At 64.7% G+C, this 22915-nt stretch carries 21 protein-coding genes; 10 read left to right on the forward strand and 11 right to left on the reverse strand.

The window, feature by feature from the left end; all coding sequences use genetic code 11:
* The first annotated feature begins 3 nt into the window (after positions 1-3).
* From cyoB to GIW57_RS01205, 4 genes are all read left to right on the forward strand, one after another.
* A complete protein-coding gene (gene cyoB, locus GIW57_RS01190; protein ID WP_100462105.1) occupies positions 4-1980 on the forward strand; it encodes a cytochrome o ubiquinol oxidase subunit I in 1977 nt (658 codons plus the stop codon).
* The gene (gene cyoC / locus GIW57_RS01195) at positions 1977-2612 is read left to right on the forward strand and encodes a cytochrome o ubiquinol oxidase subunit III (protein WP_080149637.1); all 636 of its coding nucleotides are present in this window, start codon (positions 1977-1979) and stop codon (positions 2610-2612) included. Before cyoB ends, cyoC begins: the two co-directional genes overlap by 4 nt.
* Before the next feature lies 1 nt (position 2613).
* Positions 2614-2946, forward strand: coding sequence for a cytochrome o ubiquinol oxidase subunit IV (gene cyoD, locus GIW57_RS01200; RefSeq protein ID WP_025877422.1), 333 nt, complete (start codon positions 2614-2616; stop codon positions 2944-2946).
* Positions 2947-3061: 115 nt separating this feature from the next.
* Complete coding sequence (locus GIW57_RS01205; protein ID WP_236508938.1) at positions 3062-3748, forward strand: SCO family protein; 687 nt, start codon at positions 3062-3064, stop codon at positions 3746-3748.
* A 149-nt stretch (positions 3749-3897) separates the two neighbouring features.
* Here the strand turns inward: GIW57_RS01205 and GIW57_RS01210 are convergent, their stop codons facing one another.
* A complete protein-coding gene (locus GIW57_RS01210) occupies positions 3898-4479 on the reverse strand; it encodes a DNA breaking-rejoining protein (RefSeq protein WP_099819761.1) in 582 nt (193 codons plus the stop codon).
* A complete protein-coding gene (locus GIW57_RS01215) occupies positions 4479-6245 on the reverse strand; it encodes a S8 family serine peptidase (protein WP_236508940.1) in 1767 nt (588 codons plus the stop codon). The genes GIW57_RS01210 and GIW57_RS01215 overlap by 1 nt, the downstream gene beginning before the upstream one ends.
* A 317-nt stretch (positions 6246-6562) precedes the next feature.
* Here GIW57_RS01215 and GIW57_RS01220 point away from each other — a divergent pair, with 317 nt between their 5' ends.
* Entirely contained in the window at positions 6563-7003 is a 441-nt protein-coding gene (locus tag GIW57_RS01220) for a DUF2231 domain-containing protein (RefSeq protein WP_236508941.1), read from the forward strand.
* On the forward strand, positions 6996-8306 hold the full coding sequence (locus tag GIW57_RS01225) for a sorbosone dehydrogenase family protein (RefSeq protein WP_236508942.1): 1311 nt from the start codon (positions 6996-6998) through the stop codon (positions 8304-8306). The genes GIW57_RS01220 and GIW57_RS01225 overlap by 8 nt, the downstream gene beginning before the upstream one ends.
* Before the next feature lie 111 nt (positions 8307-8417).
* On the opposite strand, the gene GIW57_RS01230 is transcribed toward GIW57_RS01225, so the two are convergent.
* Positions 8418-9080 (reverse strand): exopolysaccharide biosynthesis protein, encoded by a 663-nt coding sequence (locus GIW57_RS01230; protein ID WP_236508943.1) that lies wholly within the window; start codon positions 9078-9080, stop codon positions 8418-8420.
* A gap of 172 nt (positions 9081-9252) precedes the next feature.
* Here GIW57_RS01230 and yidA point away from each other — a divergent pair, with 172 nt between their 5' ends.
* A complete protein-coding gene (yidA, locus tag GIW57_RS01235) occupies positions 9253-10086 on the forward strand; it encodes a sugar-phosphatase (protein WP_236508944.1) in 834 nt (277 codons plus the stop codon).
* A 57-nt stretch (positions 10087-10143) separates the two neighbouring features.
* Here the strand turns inward: yidA and GIW57_RS01240 are convergent, their stop codons facing one another.
* Positions 10144-10626 (reverse strand): hypothetical protein, encoded by a 483-nt coding sequence (locus GIW57_RS01240; RefSeq protein WP_236508945.1) that lies wholly within the window; start codon positions 10624-10626, stop codon positions 10144-10146.
* Positions 10627-11088: 462 nt separating this feature from the next.
* On the opposite strand from GIW57_RS01240, the gene GIW57_RS01245 reads away from it, so the two are divergent.
* Both GIW57_RS01245 and GIW57_RS01250 read left to right on the forward strand, forming a co-directional pair.
* Positions 11089-13404 carry a TonB-dependent receptor gene (locus GIW57_RS01245; protein ID WP_236508946.1) on the forward strand — a complete coding sequence of 772 codons (2316 nt, stop codon included), beginning with the start codon at positions 11089-11091 and terminating at the stop codon, positions 13402-13404.
* Between the two features lie 161 nt (positions 13405-13565).
* Positions 13566-13961, forward strand: a complete 396-nt coding sequence (locus GIW57_RS01250; RefSeq protein WP_236508947.1) for a hypothetical protein — start codon at positions 13566-13568, stop codon at positions 13959-13961.
* 39 nt (positions 13962-14000) lie between these two features.
* Here the strand turns inward: GIW57_RS01250 and GIW57_RS01255 are convergent, their stop codons facing one another.
* The 7 genes from GIW57_RS01255 to GIW57_RS01285 form a co-directional block, all read right to left on the reverse strand.
* Entirely contained in the window at positions 14001-18344 is a 4344-nt protein-coding gene (locus tag GIW57_RS01255; protein ID WP_236508948.1) for an AAA domain-containing protein, read from the reverse strand.
* 36 nt (positions 18345-18380) lie between these two features.
* Complete coding sequence (locus tag GIW57_RS01260; RefSeq protein WP_236508949.1) at positions 18381-18635, reverse strand: hypothetical protein; 255 nt, start codon at positions 18633-18635, stop codon at positions 18381-18383.
* A 285-nt stretch (positions 18636-18920) separates the two neighbouring features.
* Positions 18921-19118, reverse strand: coding sequence for a hypothetical protein (locus tag GIW57_RS01265; RefSeq protein ID WP_236508950.1), 198 nt, complete (start codon positions 19116-19118; stop codon positions 18921-18923).
* Positions 19119-19300: 182 nt separating this feature from the next.
* Positions 19301-19564, reverse strand: a complete 264-nt coding sequence (locus GIW57_RS01270) for a hypothetical protein (protein WP_236508951.1) — start codon at positions 19562-19564, stop codon at positions 19301-19303.
* 52 nt (positions 19565-19616) lie between these two features.
* Positions 19617-20018: a hypothetical protein gene (locus GIW57_RS01275; protein WP_236508952.1), complete on the reverse strand. Its 402-nt coding sequence runs from the start codon at positions 20016-20018 to the stop codon at positions 19617-19619.
* Positions 20019-20028: 10 nt separating this feature from the next.
* Positions 20029-21543 carry a YifB family Mg chelatase-like AAA ATPase gene (locus tag GIW57_RS01280; protein WP_236508953.1) on the reverse strand — a complete coding sequence of 505 codons (1515 nt, stop codon included), beginning with the start codon at positions 21541-21543 and terminating at the stop codon, positions 20029-20031.
* A gap of 129 nt (positions 21544-21672) precedes the next feature.
* Positions 21673-22023 carry a helix-turn-helix transcriptional regulator gene (locus GIW57_RS01285; protein ID WP_100462127.1) on the reverse strand — a complete coding sequence of 117 codons (351 nt, stop codon included), beginning with the start codon at positions 22021-22023 and terminating at the stop codon, positions 21673-21675.
* Positions 22024-22471: 448 nt separating this feature from the next.
* Between GIW57_RS01285 and GIW57_RS01290 the strand changes: the two genes are divergently transcribed.
* Positions 22472-22780, forward strand: a complete 309-nt coding sequence (locus GIW57_RS01290) for a hypothetical protein (protein ID WP_100462128.1) — start codon at positions 22472-22474, stop codon at positions 22778-22780.
* The last annotated feature ends 135 nt before the right edge of the window (positions 22781-22915 follow it).

The raw sequence follows: 22915 nt of genomic DNA on the forward strand, positions 1-22915 counted from the left end.
AACATGTTGGGTAAATTGACGTGGGAGGCCGTGCCGCTGCACGAGCCGATCGTGGTGGTCACGCTGGCGGCCATGGTTCTGGGCGGCCTCGCGCTGCTCGGCGCGGTGACGTATTTCAAGCTGTGGGGCGTGCTTTGGCGCGACTGGTTCACCACTGTGGACCACAAGAAGATCGGCATCATGTACGTGGTCGTCGCGCTGGTCATGCTGGTGCGTGGCTTCGCCGATGCGCTGATGATGCGCGCACAGCTGGCGGCGGCCGGGCCGGGTAGCGATGGCTTCCTGCCACCGGAGCACTACGACCAGATCTTCACCGCGCACGGCGTGATCATGATCTTCTTCGTGGCCACCCCGTTCGTGGTCGGCCTGATGAACATCATCGTGCCGCTGCAGATCGGCGCGCGCGACATGGCGTTCCCGTTCCTCAACGCCTTCAGCTTCTGGATCTTCGTGGTCGGCGCTGCGCTGATGATGATCTCGCTGGGTGTCGGCGAATTCGCCATGACCGGCTGGGTCGCCTATCCGCCGCTGTCGGGCATCGAGTTCAGTCCAGGCGTGGGTGTCGATTACTACATCTGGGCGTTGCAGGCCTCCGGCATCGGTACGTTGCTGACCGGCGTCAACCTGTTCATCACCATCCTGCGCATGCGTGCGCCGGGCATGACGTTGATGAAGATGCCGGTGTTCACCTGGACCGTGCTGGTCACCAGCGTGATCATCATCGCCGCCTTCCCGATCCTGACCGTGGCTCTGGGTGCGCTCACCCTGGACCGCTACCTGGACTTCAACTTCTACACCAACACATTGGGTGGCAACCCGATGATGTACGTGAACCTGGTGTGGGCCTGGGGCCACCCGGAGGTGTACATCCTGGTGCTGCCGGCGTTCGGCATCTTCTCTGAAGTGACCGCCACGTTCTCGCGCAAGAAGCTGTTCGGCTACAAGTCGATGGTCGGCGCCACCCTGGCGATCGGCATCCTGTCCTTCATCGTCTGGCTGCACCACTTCTTCACCATGGGTTCCGGCGCCAGCGTCAATGCCTTCTTCGGCATCATGACGATGATCATCGCCATCCCCACCGGCGTGAAGATCTTCACCTGGCTGTTCACCATGTACGGCGGCCGCGTGGAGTTCAGCGTGCCGATGTTGTGGACCATCGCTTTCCTGGTCACTTTCACCATCGGTGGCATGACCGGCGTGCTGCTGGCCATCCCGGGTGCGGACTTCCTGCTGCACAACAGCCTGTTCCTGGTCGCTCACTTCCACAACACCATCATCGGTGGTGCGCTGTTCGGCTACCTGGCCGGCTTCGTCTACTGGTTCCCGAAGGTGTTCGGCTTCACCCTCAACGAGCGCCTGGGCAAGTGGTCCTTCGCCTGCTGGGTGATCGGCTTCTACCTGGCCTTCATGCCGCTGTACATGCTCGGCTTCATGGGCATGACCCGGCGCATGAACCAGTACGACAACCCGGCGTGGACGCCGTACCTGATCGCTGCGTTCATTGGTGCGCTGTTCGTGTTCGCGGGCATCATCCTGATGCTGGTGCAGATCTACGTCAGCGTGCGTGACCGCAAGCGCAACCTCGACCTCACCGGCGACCCGTGGAATGCACGCACGCTGGAATGGGCCACGCCGTCGCCGCCGCCGTTCTACAACTTCGCGGTGGTGCCCAAGGCCGATGAGCTGGACGCCTTCCACGAAGCGAAGAAGCGTGGCCTGCCGCCACCGCCGAAGAAGTACGCGCCGATCCACATGCCGAAGAACACCGGCGTGCCGTTGATCCTCAACGTCTGGATCCTGGTGCTGTGCTTCGCCCTGGTCTGGCACATCTGGTGGATGGCCGGTGCCAGCTTCATCGCGATGATCGTCACCCTGATCGCGCGCTCCTACAACGAGGACGTGGATTACTACGTCAGCTCCGAGGAGGTGGCGCGTACCGAAGCGGCCAACCACGCCAAGCTGCAGGAGGCAGGCGCATGAACCTGTTGACCCGTCCGCAACTGGACAGCGATGCACTGGTCCACGACGACCACCATGAGCACGACCACGCCCACGAACAGGGCGGCATGAAAGTGTTCGGCATGTGGGTGTACCTCATGTCCGACCTGGTGCTGTTCGGCTCGCTGTTCGCCTCGTACGCGGTGCTCAGCACCGCCTACGCAGGCGGCCCCACCGGTAAGGAGCTGTTCTCGCTGCCGTTCGTGATGGCAGAGACCTTCATCCTGCTGGTGTCCAGCATCACCTACGGCCAGGCCGTGCTGGCCATGCATCGCCTGGACAAGGCAGCGGTGCTGCGCTGGCTGGGCGTGACCTTCGTGCTCGGTGCCTCGTTCATCGGCATGGAGCTGTACGAGTTCTCGCACCTGATCCACGAAGGGGCCGGCCCCAGCACCAGTGCCTACCTGTCGGCGTTCTTCGCCCTGGTCGCCACCCACGGCCTGCACGTGGCCAGCGGCCTGATCTGGATGGCGGTGGTCATGCACCAGGTCTACCGCCGTGGCCTGACCCCGACCAACATCACCCGCGTGTCCTGCCTGAGCCTGTTCTGGCACTTCCTGGACCTGGTGTGGATCTGCGTCTTCACCTTCGTCTACCTGATCGGAGCCTTCTGACATGGCCCACGTCGAAACCTCGCGCGCCGGCAATGCGCACGGTTCCACCAAGTCCTACCTGATCGGCTTCGTGCTGTGCGCGCTGCTGACGGTGGTGCCGTTCGCGCTGGTGATGAACCCGGTGCTGTCGCGGCCGGTCACGCTGTTCCTGCTGGTCGGCTTCGCCGTCGCCCAGATCCTGGTGCAGCTGGTGTACTTCCTGCACATGGACCGCAAGTCCGAAGGTGGCTGGAACCTCGCCAGCTTCGTGTTCACCCTGGTGATCCTGTTCATCGTGGTCGCATTGTCGATCTGGATCATCTGGAGCATGCACTACCACATGATGATCAACTGACCGTGGCCGGGGCGATCGGCAAGGAGTGCGCGATCGCCCTGGCACCTCAGCCCTCTCTCCCCCCCAGGGCAGGCCTGACCGAGACCGCGCCCACCTCGTGTTGGTGGTACCCGTGATGCGTGTTGCTTCCGTTGTTCGTTCCCTTCGCCTGCCGCTGCTTGCCGCAGGCCTGGCACTCGGCCTGCTGGCCGGCTGCAGCGCGCAGTCGCGCATGGATTTCTATTCCAAGGACATCGCCTGCGAGGAGCTGGGCCAGCACTGGACCATGCCCGACAGCGCCGGCACCCTGCGTGGCCCGAAGGACCTGCAGGGGCAGGTGACCTACCTGTTCTTCGGCTTCACCAGCTGCCCGGACGTGTGCCCGACCACCATGGTCGAACTGAGCCAGGTCAAGCACCTGATGGGCAAGGATGCCGACCAGCTGCAGGTGGTGTTCGTCAGCGTGGACCCGGCGCGCGATACCCCCGAAGTCGCACACACCTACGTGCATGCATTCGACCCGAAGGCGATGGCGCTGGTCGGCGATGAAGCGCAGCTCTCGGCGATGGCCAGTGACTTCAAGGCGTTCTACGAGAAAGAGCCCGGGCAGCTGCCGGATACCTATACGATGAGCCACATCGCCGGCGGCTACGTGTTCGACCGCCAGGGCCGCCTGCGCCTGTTCGCCCCCTACGGCATGCCGGTGGAACAGCTGTTCTCGGACGTGCAGCGGTTGTTGCTGGAGCCGGAACATCAGGCTGCTGGCAGTGAAGCACTGGCCGCATGCAGACTGCCGCACAACACCAGCGTCGCCGCCCGCTGAGCGACGCATCGCCCTGTTAGCTGTCGACCTTGGTCGACACGATGTTCGCTCTGGTAGGTGTCGACCATGGTCGACACGATCACCCATGCGCCAATCCCCCGGCCGGCCAGGAGAGCCAACCGACCGGGGGCACCACGCAACGCCCTAGATCACTTCTTCTCTTCCCACTGCACCACGTCCGGCTCGGCCGCCTTGACGCCCGCGGTCGACAGCAGCCGGGTGCTCGCATCCAGCGCCGCGTTCACCGACGGGTATTCCACGATGGCCAGGCCGGCGGCCTTGGAGACCTTCACCACGGTGCCACCAGTGGCCTTCGCCGCGCGCTGCGCAGACGCCGCATCGGTAAAGAACACCTTCACCCGTGAGGTCGCCACCACCGGCGCACCATCATTGGATACCGCCGCCGCGAACTTGCCGGCACCGGCATCAGCGCCGCCTGCTGCTGCACCATCCAGCGAACGCTTGCTGCGCGCGCTGGTCGTGGTCGCTGCCGCCTGCGGGGTGATCGTGAACTGACCGCCTGCGGCCTGCTTCACGGTGGTCGAAGGAGACAGCTGGAAACGCGCGCCGCCCACGTCGAACGAACGGCCGGTGGCTGAGGCTTTCAGTTCCTGCGCATCCACGGTGGACAGGCTCCGGGCCGGTGGGGTCTGCCCCGAGCTCTGTGCCCAGGCAGGGGAGGTCATCGCCGCGAAGGCGAGGGTGCTCAACAGAATGGTCGTCTTCATCATCAGTGCCCCAGAACGCGGATCTTGAAGAATTCGAGGTTGCCGCGCGATGCAGCATTCGCGGCCTGCCCCATGTCGGTTACTTCCAGCGTCCAGGTGCCGGTGGCGCTTTCATCCAGGAAGGCGTTGCTGGACAGCAGATCCCAGTTGGTGAAGTTGCGCTGCACGCCACCCGTACCGGAGCCGATCGCGGTGAAGGCCGGCTGCACCACGCTGCGCGTGCCACTGGGCGAAACCAGCACGAACTGCAGCTGGCGGGTGTTGCTGTGGTTCACGCGGAAGCCCAGCTGCACCGACTCGATGTTGCGTGCGCCATTGGCCACCTGGAAGGTCAACCGCGCGGCAGCGTTGGTGGTGTTGCCGATGGCAACGGTGCGCGTGGTGGTGCGCCAGCCGGTGTCCAGCAGCGGCCCCAGCGACTGGAAGGTCTCGGCGACCTGCACCGCACGCGCCGCATTGACCACACCGAAGCCGTACCAGTTGCTGTACGCGCGGTTGGCAGCGTTCACCGTCCAGCCCGGCACCAGCGTGCGACCGTCGGCCAGCGTCACTGCGGGCTGGTTCGGGTGGTTGCGGGTAGCGGTGGTGGCCAGGATGTACTTCACATCGCGGTAGGACAGGTTCGGATTGGCCTCCAGCACCAGCGCCGCCACGCCCGACACCATCGGCGCCGACGCCGACGTGCCGTTCATCTTGGCGGTGTAGTTGCAGGTGCTGTCGATGGCCGACAGGTTGCTGTCCAGTGTGTTCTGGCGGTTGGTGTTCTTGTTGCTGCCCTGCGTGCAGCCGGTCACGTCGGTGGTGACGATGGCCGGATCGTACGCACGTGCCACCAGGTTCGGCGCGTACTGCGCCTGCAGGCCGTACTCGCCGCCAAAGGCCGACACCCACAGTGCCGAACCGGTGGACGAGTACGACGAGCGAACGCCGTCGGCGCGCACCGCACCCACGGTGATCACGTTGAACAGGTTGTTGCGTGGATCGCGACCGGCTGGCACGCAGCCGGTGTTGCGGTTCTTGGTATCGGTGGTGCAGACGTCCTGGGTCTGGCTGATCGAGGCGTTGTTGAAGTTGTTGCCGGCCGACTTCACATAGATGCCGCCGCGGCCACCGCGGGTGCCCGACAGTGCCTGCTCGTACGAACTCACCGTGTTCTGGCTGTAGGCCACGGGCAGGTTGGGGTTACCCGGGCCCGCGCCCCAGCTGTTGTTGAACACCTGCACATCGGCCGACTCGGCGCCATCCCACCAGGCGTATTCGATGTTGCTCTGCTGGTTGCCCTGCGCGTTGGAGGCCAGCACGTTGAAGCCCTTCAGCGTCGCCGCCGGGGCTACGCCGCGCACGCCCAGGTTGTTGGCGCCCACGGCACCGGCGATGCCGCCCACCATCGTGCCGTGGTTGTCGGCATCGGGATTGGATGGCGTGGGGTTGTTGGAGCCATTGGCGAAGTTCTTGCCGGCCACCGCCGCCACGTTCGCGGCCAGGTCCGGGTGGGCGATCTGCAGGCCGTCATCGACAATGCCGATCACCACGCCCTGGCCACGGATGCCATTGCGGAACAGGCCATCGACATTGAGATCGTTGCCGGCCACCGGCAGCGTATCGGCCGGCACCGTCTGCCCGGTATTGAGCAGATGCCACTGGATACCCGCCAGCGGGTCGGCCTGTTGCGCCTGGGCAGTAAGGGCCAGGCTGCCGAGTACCAAGGCAGTGGCCAGGGCCAGGCGCGCAGAGCGCGGTGGCGCGGAGCGTTGCGTGTGTCGCTTCATACACGAATCCTTCTGTTGTGAATCGGCATGGCAGGACGGCGGGGCGGATCTGCCCCATCGCAACGAGCCAAACGCGACACAACGAACAACCCCCTACCTCTTCACGCAGCCAATGTGCTGATGTGCCAAATGCGTCACAAACACTTATGCCGCCTGGTAATCACGACTGCGCTGCTCTGTTCTGAGCCTCGGTAAATGCCATCCTTGATTGGCACCGCGCATCCACGCATGGCGTGGATCTACCAGGTCATCGCACCCCCTCCCGCCCCCCTGTGCTACTACAGCCCGTGCAGCCCTTCCCCGTACGGAGCACGACCATGGTCAACCCTGTCGCCCAGGCCCACCGCGGCCTCGGCACAACACTCTTCAGCCTGTTGAACCCGATACCGTTCGGCTTCTTCGTGGCCGGCCTCATCTTCGACATCCTCTACCTCAACACCGCTGAAGTGATGTGGGGCAAGTCGGCGGCATGGCTGATCACCTTCGGCCTGCTGATCGCCATCCTGCCGCGCCTGATCAACCTGTTCGCGGTCTGGCGCCGCAACGGCACCGCGACCGGCACCGACCGCCTCGATTTCCTGCTCAACCTGGTCGCCATCGTGCTGGCCATCTGGAACGCCTTCGTGCACAGCCGCGACGCCTATGCGGCGGCCGTACCGGGCACCATCCTTTCCGCGCTGACGGTGGCACTGATCGCGCTCGGCTTCTTCCTGCTTTCGCTGCAGCAGCCGGTGCTGCAAGGAGCCCGTCATGGCTAAGCGCATCCTGCCCGCCGTGGGCGTGCTCTCGCTGGCATTGGCGTTGGCCGCATGTGCCGGCAAGGCTGAGTACCACCCGGCCGATCAGTCCGGTGCGCAGCCACCGCTGCCCGCGCCGCAGAACTACCTGATGCCGCCGATGCAGGTGCCCAAGGGCGTGGGCTGGGCCGAGGGCCAGGCGCCGTCCGTGGCCGATGGCCTGAAGATCGAGCGCATCGCCGCCAACCTGCAGCATCCGCGCCGGCTGCTGTCGCTGCCCAACGGCGATGTGCTGGTGGTGGAAGGCAACGGCCCGGGCGAAGAGCCGGTCACCACGCCCAAGCAATGGATCGCCGGCAAGGTGAAGGCGCGTTCGGGCAAGGCCGGCAAGGGCGGCAACCGGGTCACCCTGCTGCGGCGCACGCCGGGTACCAACGCCTGGACCCAGCACGTCTATATCGAAAACCTGCACTCGCCATTCGGCATCCAGCTGATCGGCGACATGCTGTACGTGGCCAACACCGGCAACATCATGAAGTTCCACTACGTGCCGGGCGAAACCCGCATGTCCGACAAGGGCAGCGAGTTCACCGATCTGCCCAGCACCATCAACCACCACTGGACCAAGGAACTGCTGGCCAGCCGCGATGGCAGCAAGCTGTACGTGGGCGTGGGCTCCAACAGCAACATCACCGAGAACGGCCTGGCCGTCGAGTACCGCCGCGCAGTGGTGCTGGAAGTGGACGTGGCCACCAGCGGCAGCCGCATCTACGCCTCGGGCCTGCGCAACCCCACCGGCCTGGACTGGGAGCCGAGCACCGGCAAGCTGTGGGCGGTGGTGAACGAGCGCGATGAGATCGGTGCCGACCTGGTACCGGATTACCTCACCTCGGTGCAGGAGCATGGTTTCTACGGCTGGCCCTACAGCTACTACGGCCAGCACGTCGACGAGCGCGTGCAGCCACAGCGGCCGGACCTGGTGGCCAAGGCGATCCGCCCGGACTTCGCCATCGGCTCGCACGTGGCACCGCTGGGCCTGCTGTTCTACACCGGCCAGGCGTTGCCGGCGAAGTATCACGGCGGCGCCTTCATCGGCGAGCACGGCAGTTGGGACCGCTCGCCGTTGAGTGGTTACGAAGTGGTGTACGTGCCGTTCAAGGACGGCAAACCGGCCGGCCGCCCGGAAGCGGTGGTGAGCGGGTTCGCGTCCAAGGATGAGAAGACGCTGATGGGCGCGCCGGTAGGCATGGCCATCGATGCCGAAGGCGCGTTGCTGGTCGCCGACGACGTGGGCGACGTGGTGTGGCGGGTATCGGCGAAGTAACCGGCCACCCGCGCATCACCCGTGTTGTAGAGCCGAGCCCATGCTCGGCTGACGTGCGCAGCGCGGGGTTGCCATGCCCAGATGGAAGAGCAGCCGAGCATGGGCTCGGCTCTACAGCGCTGATGGTCCGGTGCGCAGCCCACTGAACACCGATTCGGCCGCAAACCCCACACCACCCAGCAGCACGCCGAAATACACCACCGACGCCACCACGAAGCCGTAGCCAGCCGCCACCGCAGCGCCATCGCGCTGGATGAAGCCGATCGCAAATGACATCAACGCCAGCGCCGGCAGCGTGTTGCTGAAGGGAATCGGCCCGGCCGGCAGCATCAGCAGGATCGTGGCGAATACCAGCGCCAGGTTGTTCAACCGCATCATCTTCTTCGAGCGCACCATCGCTGCCAGCCGCATCGGCCGCGACAGCCGCTCCATCCGGTGTACCCATTTCAGGGCACGGCCCAGATTGGATTTCAGCTTGTCGGTGGCGATCTGCTTGTCGGCCAATCGCTGCGGCACCCACAACGGACGGTCGCGCACGCGGCTCAGACCGATCAGCAGGATGGATGCACCGAATACCGTGCTCAGCCCGGGAATCGACACCGGAATCAGGAAGATCGCCGACAGCAGGATCACCACCAGCATCAGGCCTTCGTCGCCCAGTGCGTGCAGCAGGGTGCCAACACGGATGTGGTCGCCGGGCAGACCGTCGATCAGGTCTTCAATCTGCTGGGCAAGCGGGGCGGTGTCGCTGGCGTCGGGCGCTTGGTAGGTCATGCGTCGAAGAAGTGTCCAGGGAAGGGCGGTCGATAGGGCCGTCCTGCGGTGGGGGACGCACAGGCCCGATGAGTATCTCCGGCCAGCGCTGCGCGGAGGTGAACGATCCATGAGGCCGGCAGCGCCAGGCGGCCTGGCCTAAAATGGGGGTCCCCCGCACTGGTTGAAGATGATGGACATGGGTCGCAGGCAATCGACCATCGAACTGGTCGCCATCGATATGGATGGCACCCTGCTGGACCCCGCCCACAAGCTCACCCCGCGGGTGAAGCAGGCCATCGCCGAGGCGCGCGCGCTGGGCGTGCACATCGTGCTGACCAGTGGCCGCCCGGTGCCGGGGCTGGCGCCGTTCCTTCATGAGCTTGGCATCGAGGGCGACGATGACTACTGCATCGCCTGCAACGGAGGCCTGGTGCAGCGCATCGGCCCGCGCGAGACGGTGGTCGAGTATCCGCTCAGCTTCGACGATTTCGTGTACTGCGAACAGGTCGCCCGCGAGATCGGCGTGCATTTCCAGGCACTGGATGCACAGCGCATGTACACGCCCAACCAGGACATCAGCATCTACACCGTGGCCGACTCGCATCTCTCGCGCATGCCACTGTCATACCGCCGCGTGGCCGACATGGACCCGCGCATGTCCTTCATCAAGCTGATGATGATCGATGAGCCGGAGGTGCTGGATGCCGCCATCGCGCGCCTGCCAGCCGCACTGACCGAGCGCTTCGCGGTACTGAAGAGTGCGCCGTTCTTCCTGGAAGTGTTCGACCGCCGCGCCGGCAAGGGGCCGAGCCTGCAGAAGCTGGCCGAGCACCTGGGCATCGACCGCGCCAACGTGATGGCCATCGGCGACCAGGAAAACGACCTGACCATGCTGCAGTACGCCGGCACCAGCGTGGCGATGGGCAATGCCATCGATGCGGTGAAAGCCGTGGCGCGTTTTGAAACCGCCACCAATTCCGAAGACGGCGTCGCGCAGGCGATTGAGCGCTTCGTGCTGCAGTAAGCCGGTAATGCGAAGAAGGACGCCGCCGCGCACGGCGGCGGCGTCCCACCAACGGATTTACTGGCAGACGTACTCGTAGCCCGACTGGACGCTCTCCACATCGAGCTCATGGTTCTGGATCTCGATCGTTTCCATGCGGGTCGAAACAACCACCGCACGGGCGCCGACGTTGCACGCGGCGGGCAGGCCGCCAGCGTAGACCTGCCCATTGATCGCATACGCCAGGCCGTAGCAGGCCGAGCCGAGCTTCTGCGAGTCGAAGTGGCAAGCATTGAGCTGGTTGTTGGCCGATGCGCTGGCGGCGTTGTAGTTGGTCGTCCAGCCGCTGAACGGATCGTTGGCGCAGGTGCCCGGGAAGTCCTGGATCGGCGTACCGCCGGTCGTGCAGGTGTGTTCCCATGCGCTGGAGAAGGGGCTTTGTTTGAAGTACGCAGTGCGGCCGCTGTCGACCCATTGCGCGGCGGCAGCATTTTCGGCGAAGGCGGACAGGCCGAGCAGGCACAGTGCAGTTGCGGCGAGCGGTTTCAATCCATTCAACATGACGTTCGTCCTTTGAAGTGTCGAGTTAACGCGTCGGAGCCTTGCATGGCAGCGTGTGCGGGAGGCATCGCAGATGTCCGCGCCGCCGCCGTGGTCATGATCATTCAGCAGCCAGGGCGGCGCAAGTCGAGCCAGGCACGAATGGTCGAAAGGCTGACGGAGCGCACATACATCACATTGCAACGTGCAAGTGATAGTGCGGCATCGAAAACGATACCTGCGTATAGCCGCGCTTTACCACGGTGCAATGGCGGTATGGGCGGGCAGATGCAAGAATTCCGCACGTCGAAATCACCCCGCCGCATCACCCGGAAGATCACCGCTTCCATCCGCTGCTGACCGGCGCGCACGGCGCCGTCATTTCTTCAACGCAATCGCCGCCAGCCAGCGCGCCGCACACCGGCGCTGCATCGCGCTGGGCGTGTGCCTGCGCCACCTTTCCCCTGCACCCTGGATCTGGTCATGAACACTCCACCTACGCTTATTGCCTTGGCGATCGGCACCGCTCTCGTTGCACCGCTGCACGCTGCCGAGTCGACCGGCGCCGCCCATGAAACCCCCACCACCCTGAACGCGCTGCAGGTCATCGCCACGCCGCGCGGTGCTGCTGTCGCCCCGACGCAGGTGGTGGGACCGAACCGCTACGTCATCAACGCCACCGACCTGGACGCGATGGTGTCGGGCAACAACGGCCTGTCGATGCTGAAGAACGTGCCGGGCGCGAGCTACACCGCCACCGACGGTCTCGGCCTGGACATCTCCGCCACCAGCCTGTTCGTGCGCGGCTTCCGCATGAATGAAATGGGCATCACCTTCGAAGGCGTGCCGCTGAACGACAACGGCTTCCTCTCGCTTACCGGCACCAGCGTGGTCAACGTCGGCGTGCCCGATGGCATCGGCTCGATCACGGTCAGCCCGGGCGGAGCGCCGGTAAGTGTGTTCTCCAGCAGCGTCAATGGCGGCAGCCTCGAGTACCGGCTGGCAGAACTGCAGGACACGTCCAGCCTGCGCATCAAGCAGGGCGTAGGCAGCAACAACACGCTGGTCACCACGGTCTCGGGCCAGAGCGGCCAGCTCGGCGAGCACGGCCCGAAGCTGCTGGTCGACCTGCAGCGCGTGTCGGCCGACAAGTACCAAGGCGCCGGCACGCAGAAGTTCCTGCGCGGCGACCTGAAGGCGCAGCAGGATGTGGCGTGGGGTGACTTCACCGTGTTCCTGTCCGACAGCAAGGCCGCGGTGTGGGGCTACAACAACATCTCCTTCGACATGATCCGCAAGCTGGGCTGGAAGGCCGACAGCTTCTATCCGGACTATGCGTGGGCGTACTACGTAGCCTCGCCGGAGAACGCTGACAAATCCTGCGGCGCCTACACCTGCGGTGAGCTGTCCGAACTGATTCCGTACGACACCGGTCAGGTGACCCGCGACCGCGTCGCGTCGATCAACCATCGTTTCCAGATCACGCCCGCGCTCAGTGGCAACGTGCAGCTGTACAACGCCAACAGCCACACCCAGGCCACCTTGACCGACCCGACCGTGCCGTCACCCAACGGTGCGCCCTTCTCCGAACAGGTGCAGACGCCACGGCTCAACCGCTTGGGTGGCATGTTCAACCTGCAGTTCGAAGCCGGTGCGCACACCATCACCACCGGCTTCTGGCAGGAGAAGAGCAAGGCGGCCGCCAAGACCGAGTGGTACCAGCAGCCGCTGCTGGGGGAGGGCAAACCACTGAAGGCCACCGGGCCGTTCGATGTGTACGGGCCGGCGTTCCAGGCCGACAACGCATCAAGCTGGGTGACCCGTTCACGGCAGTTCTACCTGCATGACAACTACGCCGTCACCGACACGCTGGTGCTGGGGCTGGGCTTCAAGGCGGTGGACTTCAGCACCACCGGGGGTGGTATCGGCGATGCTCCGGAGCGCCCGGTGTCCGGCACACTGCGCGCCAAGAGCAACTTCCTGCCGCATGTGTCGCTGTACTGGAGCCCGACAGAAAAGACCGATGCCTTCATCGACCTGGCCAACACCATGAACGGCTATCGCGTGGCCCAGCGCGGCAACATCGGCTATACCGCGTCGGCCTGGACCATCACCGACCAGGAAGAGTTCGACCGCGTGGCCGGCACCCTGCGGCCGGAGAAGAACTGGAACCTGACCCTCGGTGCCAGCCATCGCTTCGACCGGCTGACGGTCACCGCAGATGTGTTCTACAACGACATCCGCAACCGGCTGCTGTCGGCGGCGATCGGCACCCAGTTCGCACAGATCAATACGGTGCGGTTGATGCCGAAGATGCACGTGATCGGCGCCGATCTCGGCATCACCGCCGACCTGACCGACCACCTGCAGTTCTACCAGGGCATCGCGCTTGCGCGCTCGTACTACGACAGCGATTTCGTGGTGGGCGATACCGTGTACCCGATCAAGGGCAACGCACAGCCGGGCTATCCGCAGCTGTCGCTGGTCAGCGACCTGTCCGCGCACTTCGGCGGCTGGCGATTCGGTGCCACCAGTACCTCGTACCTGCGCCAGCCCTTCACCTATGAAAACGACATCCGCGTGCCGACGTTCTGGCAGGTCAACGCGTACACCGCCTACAGGCTGGGCCCGGACAGCCTGGTGCCGGGGCTGGAGCTGCGGCTGGACGTGAGCAACCTGTTCAACCGCAACAACATCGGTACTGCCACCATCGCCGGTTCGTCGTTCTCGGGGGATTACCAGACCCTGCAGCGCAGCGCACCGCGGCAGGTGATGTTCAGTACCTCGATGTCGTTCTGATCCTCTGCCCGTAGATCCACGCCATGCGTGGATGCACTTCGCGGCTCCTCGGCGGATGCCATGACCGGGGTCGGATCCCTCTGCCACGCAAAGGGTTCCGACCCCACCCGCTGTTTGCACGATCTGCACTGATTTCGTGGCACCAGCGCAAGGTTCCCACAATGTTGCTGGGTCATCCTGTAGGCATGGCACAGCAGAACCCCCGATTCCCTCCGGTCCGCAGGCGCGCCCATGGACGTGCGCGTCCGGTGCCGTTCGCCGCACCGGCGGTCGACCTGGAGGCCGAGTACCAGTTCTGGCAGGTCTATGACCGCGTGGTCCGGCCCCTGCCCGGGGGCGGCTTCCGCCTGGCCTGGCTGGTGCTGCAGACCGTGTACCGGGCGCGGGCGCGCCATCCCGACGACACCCACAAGCGCGCGCTGTCACGCGTGCTGTTTGGCGCGAACATGACCGCCGACCGCGCCGCCGAGCTGGAGGAGCTGTACGCGCTCGTCAGCCGCCGGCTGGCGGCGGTGGCGGTACGCGGCCAGGATTCGTTCCGCAAGCTGGCGCCCTGATCCGTCCCGCATCACCGTCCATGTGCGACGCTGCCTCCGTCAGCTGACTTTGCAGGGCATGCAGATCCGTCCCACCCCACCGGCACCGGCGCGCAGGTCAGGGTCGAAGAATTCCTCCTGGCTGCGGATCTGCCCGCAGCGGCTGCAGACCTTCTTTTCCTTCGACTCCAGTCCCTGCACCTGCTCGATCACCTGATCGACCGCTGCCGAGCGGATTTCCGTGCCGGCCACTTCAATCAGGCGGTAGAGCCGGTCGGACAGCGTCTGCACCGGGTCGCTGCCGAGGTTGAAGCGGTTGATGCGCAGGAAGCGATAGCCGTAGCTCTCCAGCGTGAGCTGGCGCTCGACATCGGTCTCCACCAGATAGCGCTCGTGGTTGCCTACATGCACCGGCTTGTCGCGGCGGAAATGGAACTCGAAGCCGTCGTACTCGATCACGATCTGAAGCGCGCCGCGCACGGTCTGCACGGTCACCAGGAAATCCACGCGCCACGCCGGATGCTGGTAGGTCGGGTCAAGCTGGCGCAGGTAGTCGCTCACCGGGAACTGCGGAATGATCTCGACCGCATCGCCATGTTCCAACACGAACGGCGTCTGCTGCAGCCACTGCAGCACCTTCGATTCCATCGGGCTGCGCGCGTCGGTCTGCGCGGCGTCGGGCGCGGGGCGGTCCAGCTGGCTGGCGTAGTAACGCAGCGCATTGCCGATCGCACCGCGGAACGCATCGACCGGCATCGAATGGACGAACCAGATCGCCTCCTGCGCACGGGAGAAGCCGACATTCAGGCGCTGCACCTTCAGCTTGTCCTCCACCGCATCCACCGCGCCGGTCAGGCTGACCGGGAAGATGTAGTTCAAGGCATCCTGGCCGGCGGTCGCCACCATCGAATAGAAGATCAGCCCGCGTTCCTCACCCTGGCAGGAGTCGACCGTCATCACCTTCAGACGAAGCCGCTCTTCGAACTCGCGGCCGCGCGGATGGTTGAACAATGCCTTGGACAGCAACGTCTGCTGCTCGCGGAAAGGCGTGATGATGCCCACCGTGGGCGGCGCCTCCGTATCCAGCAGTTCGGCCAGGCGCTCGGCAATGAACGCCGCTTCGGCGTCGTTGGTGCTGCGGCTGGTACGGTGCCCGCTGGCATCGACCTGGCTGAAGCGGATCACCTCCTGCAGCGGCCGGCTGCGGATCTTCAGTGCCTGCAGCTGGTGGTTGTAGAAGGTGGAGGACGAGAAACCAATCAGTTCCGCATAGCTGCGGAAGTGCTTGCGCAGCATCACCGAGTACGAGGCCGAGAGCGAGCAGAACTCCAGCACCGAGCGCTTCACATCGAACATGGCCAACCGCTCCAGCACGTCGGCCTGCTGGCTGACGTTGGCGCGGAAGTAGTTGACCAGATCCGAGCGGTACTTGTCGTTCAGCGCGATGCTGGCGTTGGCGGCCTTGACGTTGGAGAACTGCTTGGAGTCGCCCAGCACCACCACCTTGCGCGCGCGCAGCAGCGCCGGCAGCGCCTGCGCCACCGAGACCTGCGAGCCTTCGTCGATAACCAGCACGTCGAACAGGTCCGGTGCCAGCGGCATGTACTCGCCGAACTCGCGGATGCTGGCGATCATCACCGGGAACGACTCGCGCACGCTCTCGAACTTGTCCACCGGGAATTTCTGCCGGTTGGCGATCACGCCCGCCAATGCCCGCGCGTCGGCACGGTGATGATCCATGAAGCTGATCAGGCGCCCATCCACGTGGGCATTCATCACCGAGGTGTTCAGGCGTTCCAGCTTGGTCTTGGTGCCGACATAGTCGTACTGCGGCGCATCGACGAAGGCCTTGCGCGTGGCCATCCAGCCCTGCAGGAAGCGCAGGGTCAGCGCCCACAGCGCGGGATCGTCCTTCGGCTCGGCCAGCAGGGTCTCGACGATGGCCGGATTGAGCCGCGCCAGCAGGGTCATTGCCTGCCGTGCAACCGCCGCACCCGGTCCCGGCGCGGCGCCGTGGGCGATCTGCCGGTAGCTGGCAGGCAGCTGTGCGCCCAGGCCTTCGGCCTCCAGCTTCATGCGCAGCGCGTTTGCGCCCTGCACGATGGCCTGCAGGGCCGCTGCATCGTGCTTGAGCAGCAGTGGCCGGGTGGTGCCCAGCTGGTTGAGCTGTAGTTCCAGCCCGCGTACCGCATTGCCGCGCAGCAGATAGCCCAGCACCGGCATTTTCAGCTGCTGGTATTGCAGCAGCAGCGTGCCCAGCAGCCGTACCTGGTCGGCATCCAACGACTCGAACAACTCCCAGCCGTCGACCGGTCGGTCGGCAAGGAAGGCCGTTGTCACTGCATCGCGACGGATGCGCTCGTCCAGCGACGCCGGGGTGTAGTCAGTGCTGTCGAACAGGTCAGCAAGATAGGCTTCCAATGCGTCCGCCTGCGCGGCCACCGCTTCCAGCTCGGCCAGCACGTTGGCATCCATCACCGCGTGCACCTGCTGCAATACCGCAGGTGCGCGTTCGCCCAGCTCCGCTTCCTGCTCGTGCATGGTCTTCACAGCGGCAAGCGAGACACGCCCCAGCGTCTGCACGGTGCTGGAAATGGCCTGTCGCAGGGTCTGCGCCGTGTCCTGGCGCTCACTCTCAAGGGCGGGCTGGTTGGCCTTCATGGCCTTGGCGAAGGCCGAGATCTGGCTGATGGTGCCGGTGGAGGTCAGGCGCTTGAAGTTGGCCGCCTGCTGGCCCAGCCGCAGGATCGGGTTGGGGAAATCGCGATCGTGGCGAACCCGGCTCATCGCATCGGACAGCTTGTCGTACACCACGTCCAGCGCTTCGGTCTTGTCCGACAGCACCAGGCAGCTCTTCTTGTTGAACGCACAGTCGGCGGCGATGGCAGTGATGGTGTGCGACTTGCCGGTGCCGGGTGGGCCTTCGACCACCACGATCCGCCCCTGCGGCTCGCGCACCGCCAGCAGGATCTTGCGCTGCTCCTCGTTCAACGGGATGGGCGAATCGAACACCATGCGCTCCACCAGCGGCAGCGCATCCCACGCCGATTCCACCCGTTCCCCGATCGGCTCGGGGTTGCGCATCAGCACGCCTTCCACCATGCCGTGGAACAGATCCACCAGCTTCGACCCACCGTTGCGGGCCTGGTCGATGATCTCTTCGAAATCATTCAGCAGCGCCTCGTCGGCGCGCTCGAATGCAGCCAGGTGCAGGGCCGGCGACAGCGCGACGGTGGCGGTGGACGCCTCGCTGGCGGACGAGGACAGCGAGACCTCGCCGCCCAGATCCACGGCATTGGCCACCTGCCGGAACAGCGATGCGGCCACTTCAAACAGGCTTTGTGCCGGCTCGAGGTACTGGATGCGCTCCTGGATCGGCGACACCCACTCGCGTGCCATGCCCACGGCCAGCTCCTGCAGCACGAAGTCGATCGCGCGGCGGTTGGCGAAAAGGCGGTTGCTGAGCGTCAGCGTATAGCCAGACCCATCCTTGGCCCGCACCACGTCCAGCGGCAGGTAGAACACCGGGTACTGCACGCCCGCGTACTTGAGCGTGCCCACGTAGAGATACAGCTGCAGACCATCGCCGGTGGCGACATAGGTTTCCAGGTCGCGGAACTCATGGAAGGCGTCCGCCGCCACGAAGTTCTCGAAGAACGCCATCAGCGCGCTGATCGTGCCGTCGCGGGTCAACTGGTGCTCGCAGGCCAGCTGCAGCGGCAGCTCGTCGCCGGTGGCGAGCAGGCGTGCCAGCACTTCCGGCAGCGTCTGGTACAGATCGACAACGGAGCGCGTGACCAGGTCCGATTCCGCTGCGTGCAGCGAATCCATCACCCAGTACGCCTGGCCCTGCAGCGGGCCGGCCAGATGCGCGATCAGCGGCCGCACCACCTGCACGCACATCGCGTCCACCAGGGTGCCCTGCACCGATTCCACCCAGGCTTCCGGGTCTTCCAGTGTGCCGGCCATGCTGGCACGCGCCGTGTCGAGCACCGCCACGCGCACCGTAGCGATGGCGGTCTCGCTGATGGCGTTCACCTGCTCTTCGACAATCCGGCGCAGCGTCGCGCTGATCGGCCGCGTGTAGCTGCGCGGGCCGATGGTGAGGGAAAGCTCCTCGCCGGAGGGCCGGCTGAGCAGCTTCCACAGCTCTTTGTCCAGCGCCGGGTAGGGCGCCGTACGCATGCCCGCGCGGAAGCCGGAATCGCTGGTGAGCACGATGCGGCGCCGGGGGGCCTGCGCGCGCTTGAAATCGGATTCGAGGAAATCGCGGAAGTACTGCGAGATCCGCACCGCGATTTCGCGCATCTTCGTTTCACCCAGTGGCCCGCCGCCGGTTGCAGCAGGCGTCAGCGGAGCGGATGCATCGGAGGTCGGCAGGTGCGGCGGCTGGGGAGTACTCATCTATGTCTGGGCGGGCACCTGGCGAGGCAGGCACCGCTAGGGACTGGGCCCTGCATGGTCGCACGCGTCGCCTGTGGCGGGGAGGGGGCCAGCGCCCTCCTGCACCGATGGCAGGATCATGTGCGCCGCCAGCGATCGCCAGAACAGTGACTCGTCGTAGCTGTCAAAGTACGTCCGGACCAGAATCGGCGACGGCATGCCCTGCGCGCGCAGGCGCAGGCGGATACTGGCGACTTCTTCGCTCAGCCCCATACCGAACAGCACCAGATGCACCTTTGCATCGCGCAGCACGAACTATTCCTGCAGGCGCGTGCCGAGACCGGCCGCCAGGAACGTTCCCACCAGATCGTAGTTGCGCCACTCCAGCACCGACAGGCCGCTGTCCACGCTGCGCCCAGCTCTTGGCGGCAACCAAGGCGCGTCACATGCAGTCGCCCTCAGCGCCAGTGGCCGAGCCACGCGAGGCAATCGCCGCTCGGTGAGTGATACGGGGCCGCCCCGCATTAAGCGAGGCATCACTGGTGGGCGAGCTCCAAGGAAGCCGATGTGAATCTATCCGGCATAGCGCCGCTTTGATTACATCGCGCAGTTTGCGGTGAAGAAAGGTAACATCAACACCTGAACATAAACCTGCCCGCTACTCGGGCCGGGGGACGTCGCACGGGCGCCAATCTCAAGCAGCAGTCGTTTGGTTGTGGCCTCGTCTGAGCCAATGAAATGCATGAGAGTATCCAATTCGCCCCATTGATACTCAGGCTTGTTGAGCAGACTCAAGAAGAGATGCTTGTTTAGCTTTTCGCCAGCAGCAACGACTCGTTCCTGACACCAGTGCGATGCAAGGCTTGCGGCCACCGTGGCTACGGAGACGGTGGTAGCGCCTGCGATGCCGACACTCCTCCGCTCTAGGTGCCGGTGGCCCGCGGTGATCGACCGTGATCGGCGTCGAAAGACCGCAATCAACTAACGTTCCCCATTGATCCAAAGTACACCAGCACTGCCACGGCGTAACCGGCGAGCAACGCCGCACTTAACAGCCGCCGCCTATAGTCGGCAAGCGCAACCGACAAAATTGTACAGATCACGGACGCCAGCAATCCCGCAATGAGGAGCTGCATGGCCGCATACATCCTTGGCCCCGCTGAAGAAGTGAAAAGCAGCCACGCTGAGAGCGCAGCGCAGAGCAATGACACCGACGCAAGCACGCCCCAAGCTGTTTTCATCCAACATACTCCAGAAAAGTGCCCGGCTGCACAGCGCAGCCGGGCGATTGCTTTACTGAACGCGTACCGGCACGCCCGAGAACCCAGACTCACCACTGACAATGAAGTAAACCGCATTGCCTGCCAAGCCGGTGAAGCGGATCGTCTCGACGTTGCCTTGCCGCGTAGAGAACGTGTCGTACGACTCGCGTGAGGCCGGACGACCATCGGCGCCAAACAACGAGATATTCCCTGTGCCACCGTAGCTGAGAATGCTCAGCGAAGTCTTTCCAGTGGGAAGTGGTACGCGGAAGGCAATGATGTCACCGGCAGCCCCGCTCAAGCCGTCCGACGTCTCTCCTGGTGCGATGCTCCGAATGGCGACGCCGTTGGAGGAGACCTGAGTCGCCACGCTGTTGTAGTCGCGTTGGTTATTCGCACGCGTCGCGGTGATAACTGCTTCCGCAGTCTCCAAGAAGACTGATTCATCGGGAATACGGTTCGGTCCTCCTCCGTTCCAACTGCCGATACCCGATGGCCTCACCCAGGTGCGCGGTCTGGATGGTCTCGCTTTCGGCCAGATCGGCAATCGTGCGTGCCACGCGCAGGATGCGATGCATTGCCCGCGCCGACAGCTGCAGGCGCTCGATGGCGTGTTCCAGCAGGTCCTGGTCGGCTTCGCTCAAACGCGTGCACGCACGTAGGTCAGCAGGCGGCAGGTGCGCGTTGAGGCCACCACGCGCCTGTTGCCGCGCATGCGCCGCTTCCACCCGCGAACGCACGCTGGCGCTGGGTTCGCCAAGCGGTGTGCTCTCACGCAACTCCACCGCATCCATGCGGCTCACGTTGATGTGCAGGTCGATGCGGTCCAGCAACGGGCCCGATACCCGCGCGCGGTAGCGGGTGATGCGCTCGTCGCTGCACAGGCAGCGGTTGCTGCGGTCGCCGGCCCAGCCGCAGGGGCATGGGTTCATCGCCGCCACCAGTTGAAAACGCGCGGGATAGACCACGCTGCGCGCCGCGCGGGAGATGCGGATGTGGCCTGATTCCAGCGGCTCGCGCAGAGTTTCCAGCGCGCTGCGGTTCCACTCCGGCAGTTCATCCAGGAAAAGCACGCCGTGATGGGCCAGCGAAATCTCGCCGGGGCAGGGCGGATTGCCGCCACCCACCAACGCCGCTGCACTCGCACTGTGGTGTGGCGCGCGAAACGGCCGCTGCCGCCAACGCTTCGGGTCCAGCCCTTCGCCACTGACCGAGGTGATGGCCGCCAACTGCAGGGCATCGATCTCTTCGCTATCCGGCAGCAGGCTGGGCAGGCGCGAGGCCAGCAGGGTCTTACCGCAGCCGGGGCTGCCGATCAGCAATAGATGATGACCACCAGCGGCGGCGACTTCCAACGCCCGGCGTGCGAGCGCCTGCCCGCGCACGTCGGCCAGATCCGGCAGTGGCAGCGGTGCGGTGTCCACGCGTTCCACCTGCGGCAGCAAACGTGGATTCCCGAGCCCGGCACAGCATTCCAACAGAGTACGCGCCACGCGCACATCGGCGTGCTGGGCCAGCGCAGCTTCGGCAGCGTTGCCGGGCGGCACGATCAGGATGCGCCCCGCTTCGGCGGCGGCAATGGCGGCGGGCAGCGCACCGGACACCGGGCGCAGCTCGCCGGTCAGGCCCAGCTCGCCGAGGAACTCGTACTGCAGCAGCGACTGCGGATCGACCTGGCCACTGGCAGCGAGGATGCCCAAGGCAATCGCGAGGTCATAACGTCCGCCTTCCTTCGGCAGGTCGGCGGGCGCCAGGTTCAAGGTGATGCGCCGCTGCGGGAAATCGAAGCGCGCGCAGAGCAGGGCCGCCCGTACGCGCTCGCGTGATTCACGCACGCTGGTCTCGGCCAGGCCGACAAACTGGGTGACCGGCAGGCCACCGGAGAGATGCACTTCGATCCGCACCAGCGGGGCATCGACCCCAGCGCGGGCACGGCTATGGACCAGCGCCAGGCTCATGTGTGGATTCCTGCGGAGAGGCGCTTGATGGTGCGGCGGCGGCGTGCCGATCACCATCGGAATACTTCGGCGTGACATCTAGGAATTATCCGGCCTGCCACTACGTGTGGTTCAGTCGTCGGGACGACGTCAGATATGGCGTTCGGCAGACCTCATCAACTCAACAATGTTGTCGAGGAGGGAGATCGGAAGGTTGCGCGATGCCGTCAACATGCGTGCTTCCATTTGCAGGCGCATTCCTTCCGGCTTCCCACCATCGGCGATGGTGTCACCCGAAATCAGCCAGGATACGCTCACGCACGTGACCCTGCTCAGCGCATGCAGATGGTCGATAGACGGCACGAAGCCTAGTTCGCGTTCCCAGTGGCCCACCGTCGCCCGGTTTACGTTCAGAGCTTTGGCGAGATCGGTTTGAGATAGCCCGCTGCCGATACGAGCAGCGCGGATCCGAGCGGACAGTGAATCAGTGCGGAATTCCATGAATACCCCCCCTTCCTAGGCTGCCTTGCACAGGACATGCGGGGAAGTGTGTGAGCGCCAATGCAGATCGTCAATTCTGTAGCAGGTCTATATATGTCGTTTCTCGCACGAATCTCTTCTTGAATGTGCTGAGGACGCTGCTTCTCACAGATCACGATACGGGGTGGCCGTCGTGTCCTCCCTATCCCTGGCCAAGACGTTAGCGACAGTGGCGCCTTTTCAGGGCCAGCACACAAGTGCAAATGCAAGCGCTCAACCCGGGATGGTTGCTCTCTGGACGCAGTGGCAGCTGGGGCGCAACCGCCCAAGCGAGGCGGAAGCTGTGCGCGGCACAGCAGCGAGGTTGCAGTCGGATACCGGCAGGTCGTTGAATCAAGTTGAGCCACAACGCTGATCACGTTCGCAGCTCAGAAGATCAAATGCCTACCATTACATGGAGTAAAGACAAATGACCCAACGCACTGCTGTGAAGACTCTCTCGCCCCTCGCGCTGATCATTGCGGGTGTCGCAGCCGCAGGCGCGGCTTCTGCTGCCGCACCGAACAGCACTTTCGCCAATGACATTGCGGCGTCGACGTCTATCAAGGCGGATATGCAGTCCCTGAGCATTGGTGAGTTCACAGCCGAAAAATCTGCGCTTCTTGCAGATGGGCACCATCACTCCGATTCTATCGGGTCGCATCACCATCACGACACGGCGAGCAAGCAGGTGGCATTTGCTTCGCGCAGTTCCGCCGATTCCCGATTCGACGTCTGAAGGGAGAGGGGCGGGGATCTCTCCGCCCCTTGCACGTAGATCACTGTCATGCAGAGCCTATAGAGGCCAGAGGTGGTTTTCGATCTTTGGCCTCAAGGTGGATCTGAAGGGTTGATAAGAGCGGCCAGGTGCAAG

The organism is Stenotrophomonas sp. PA-6-5C (assembly GCF_021605635.1).
Classification (GTDB): Bacteria; Pseudomonadota; Gammaproteobacteria; order Xanthomonadales; family Xanthomonadaceae; genus Stenotrophomonas; species Stenotrophomonas lactitubi.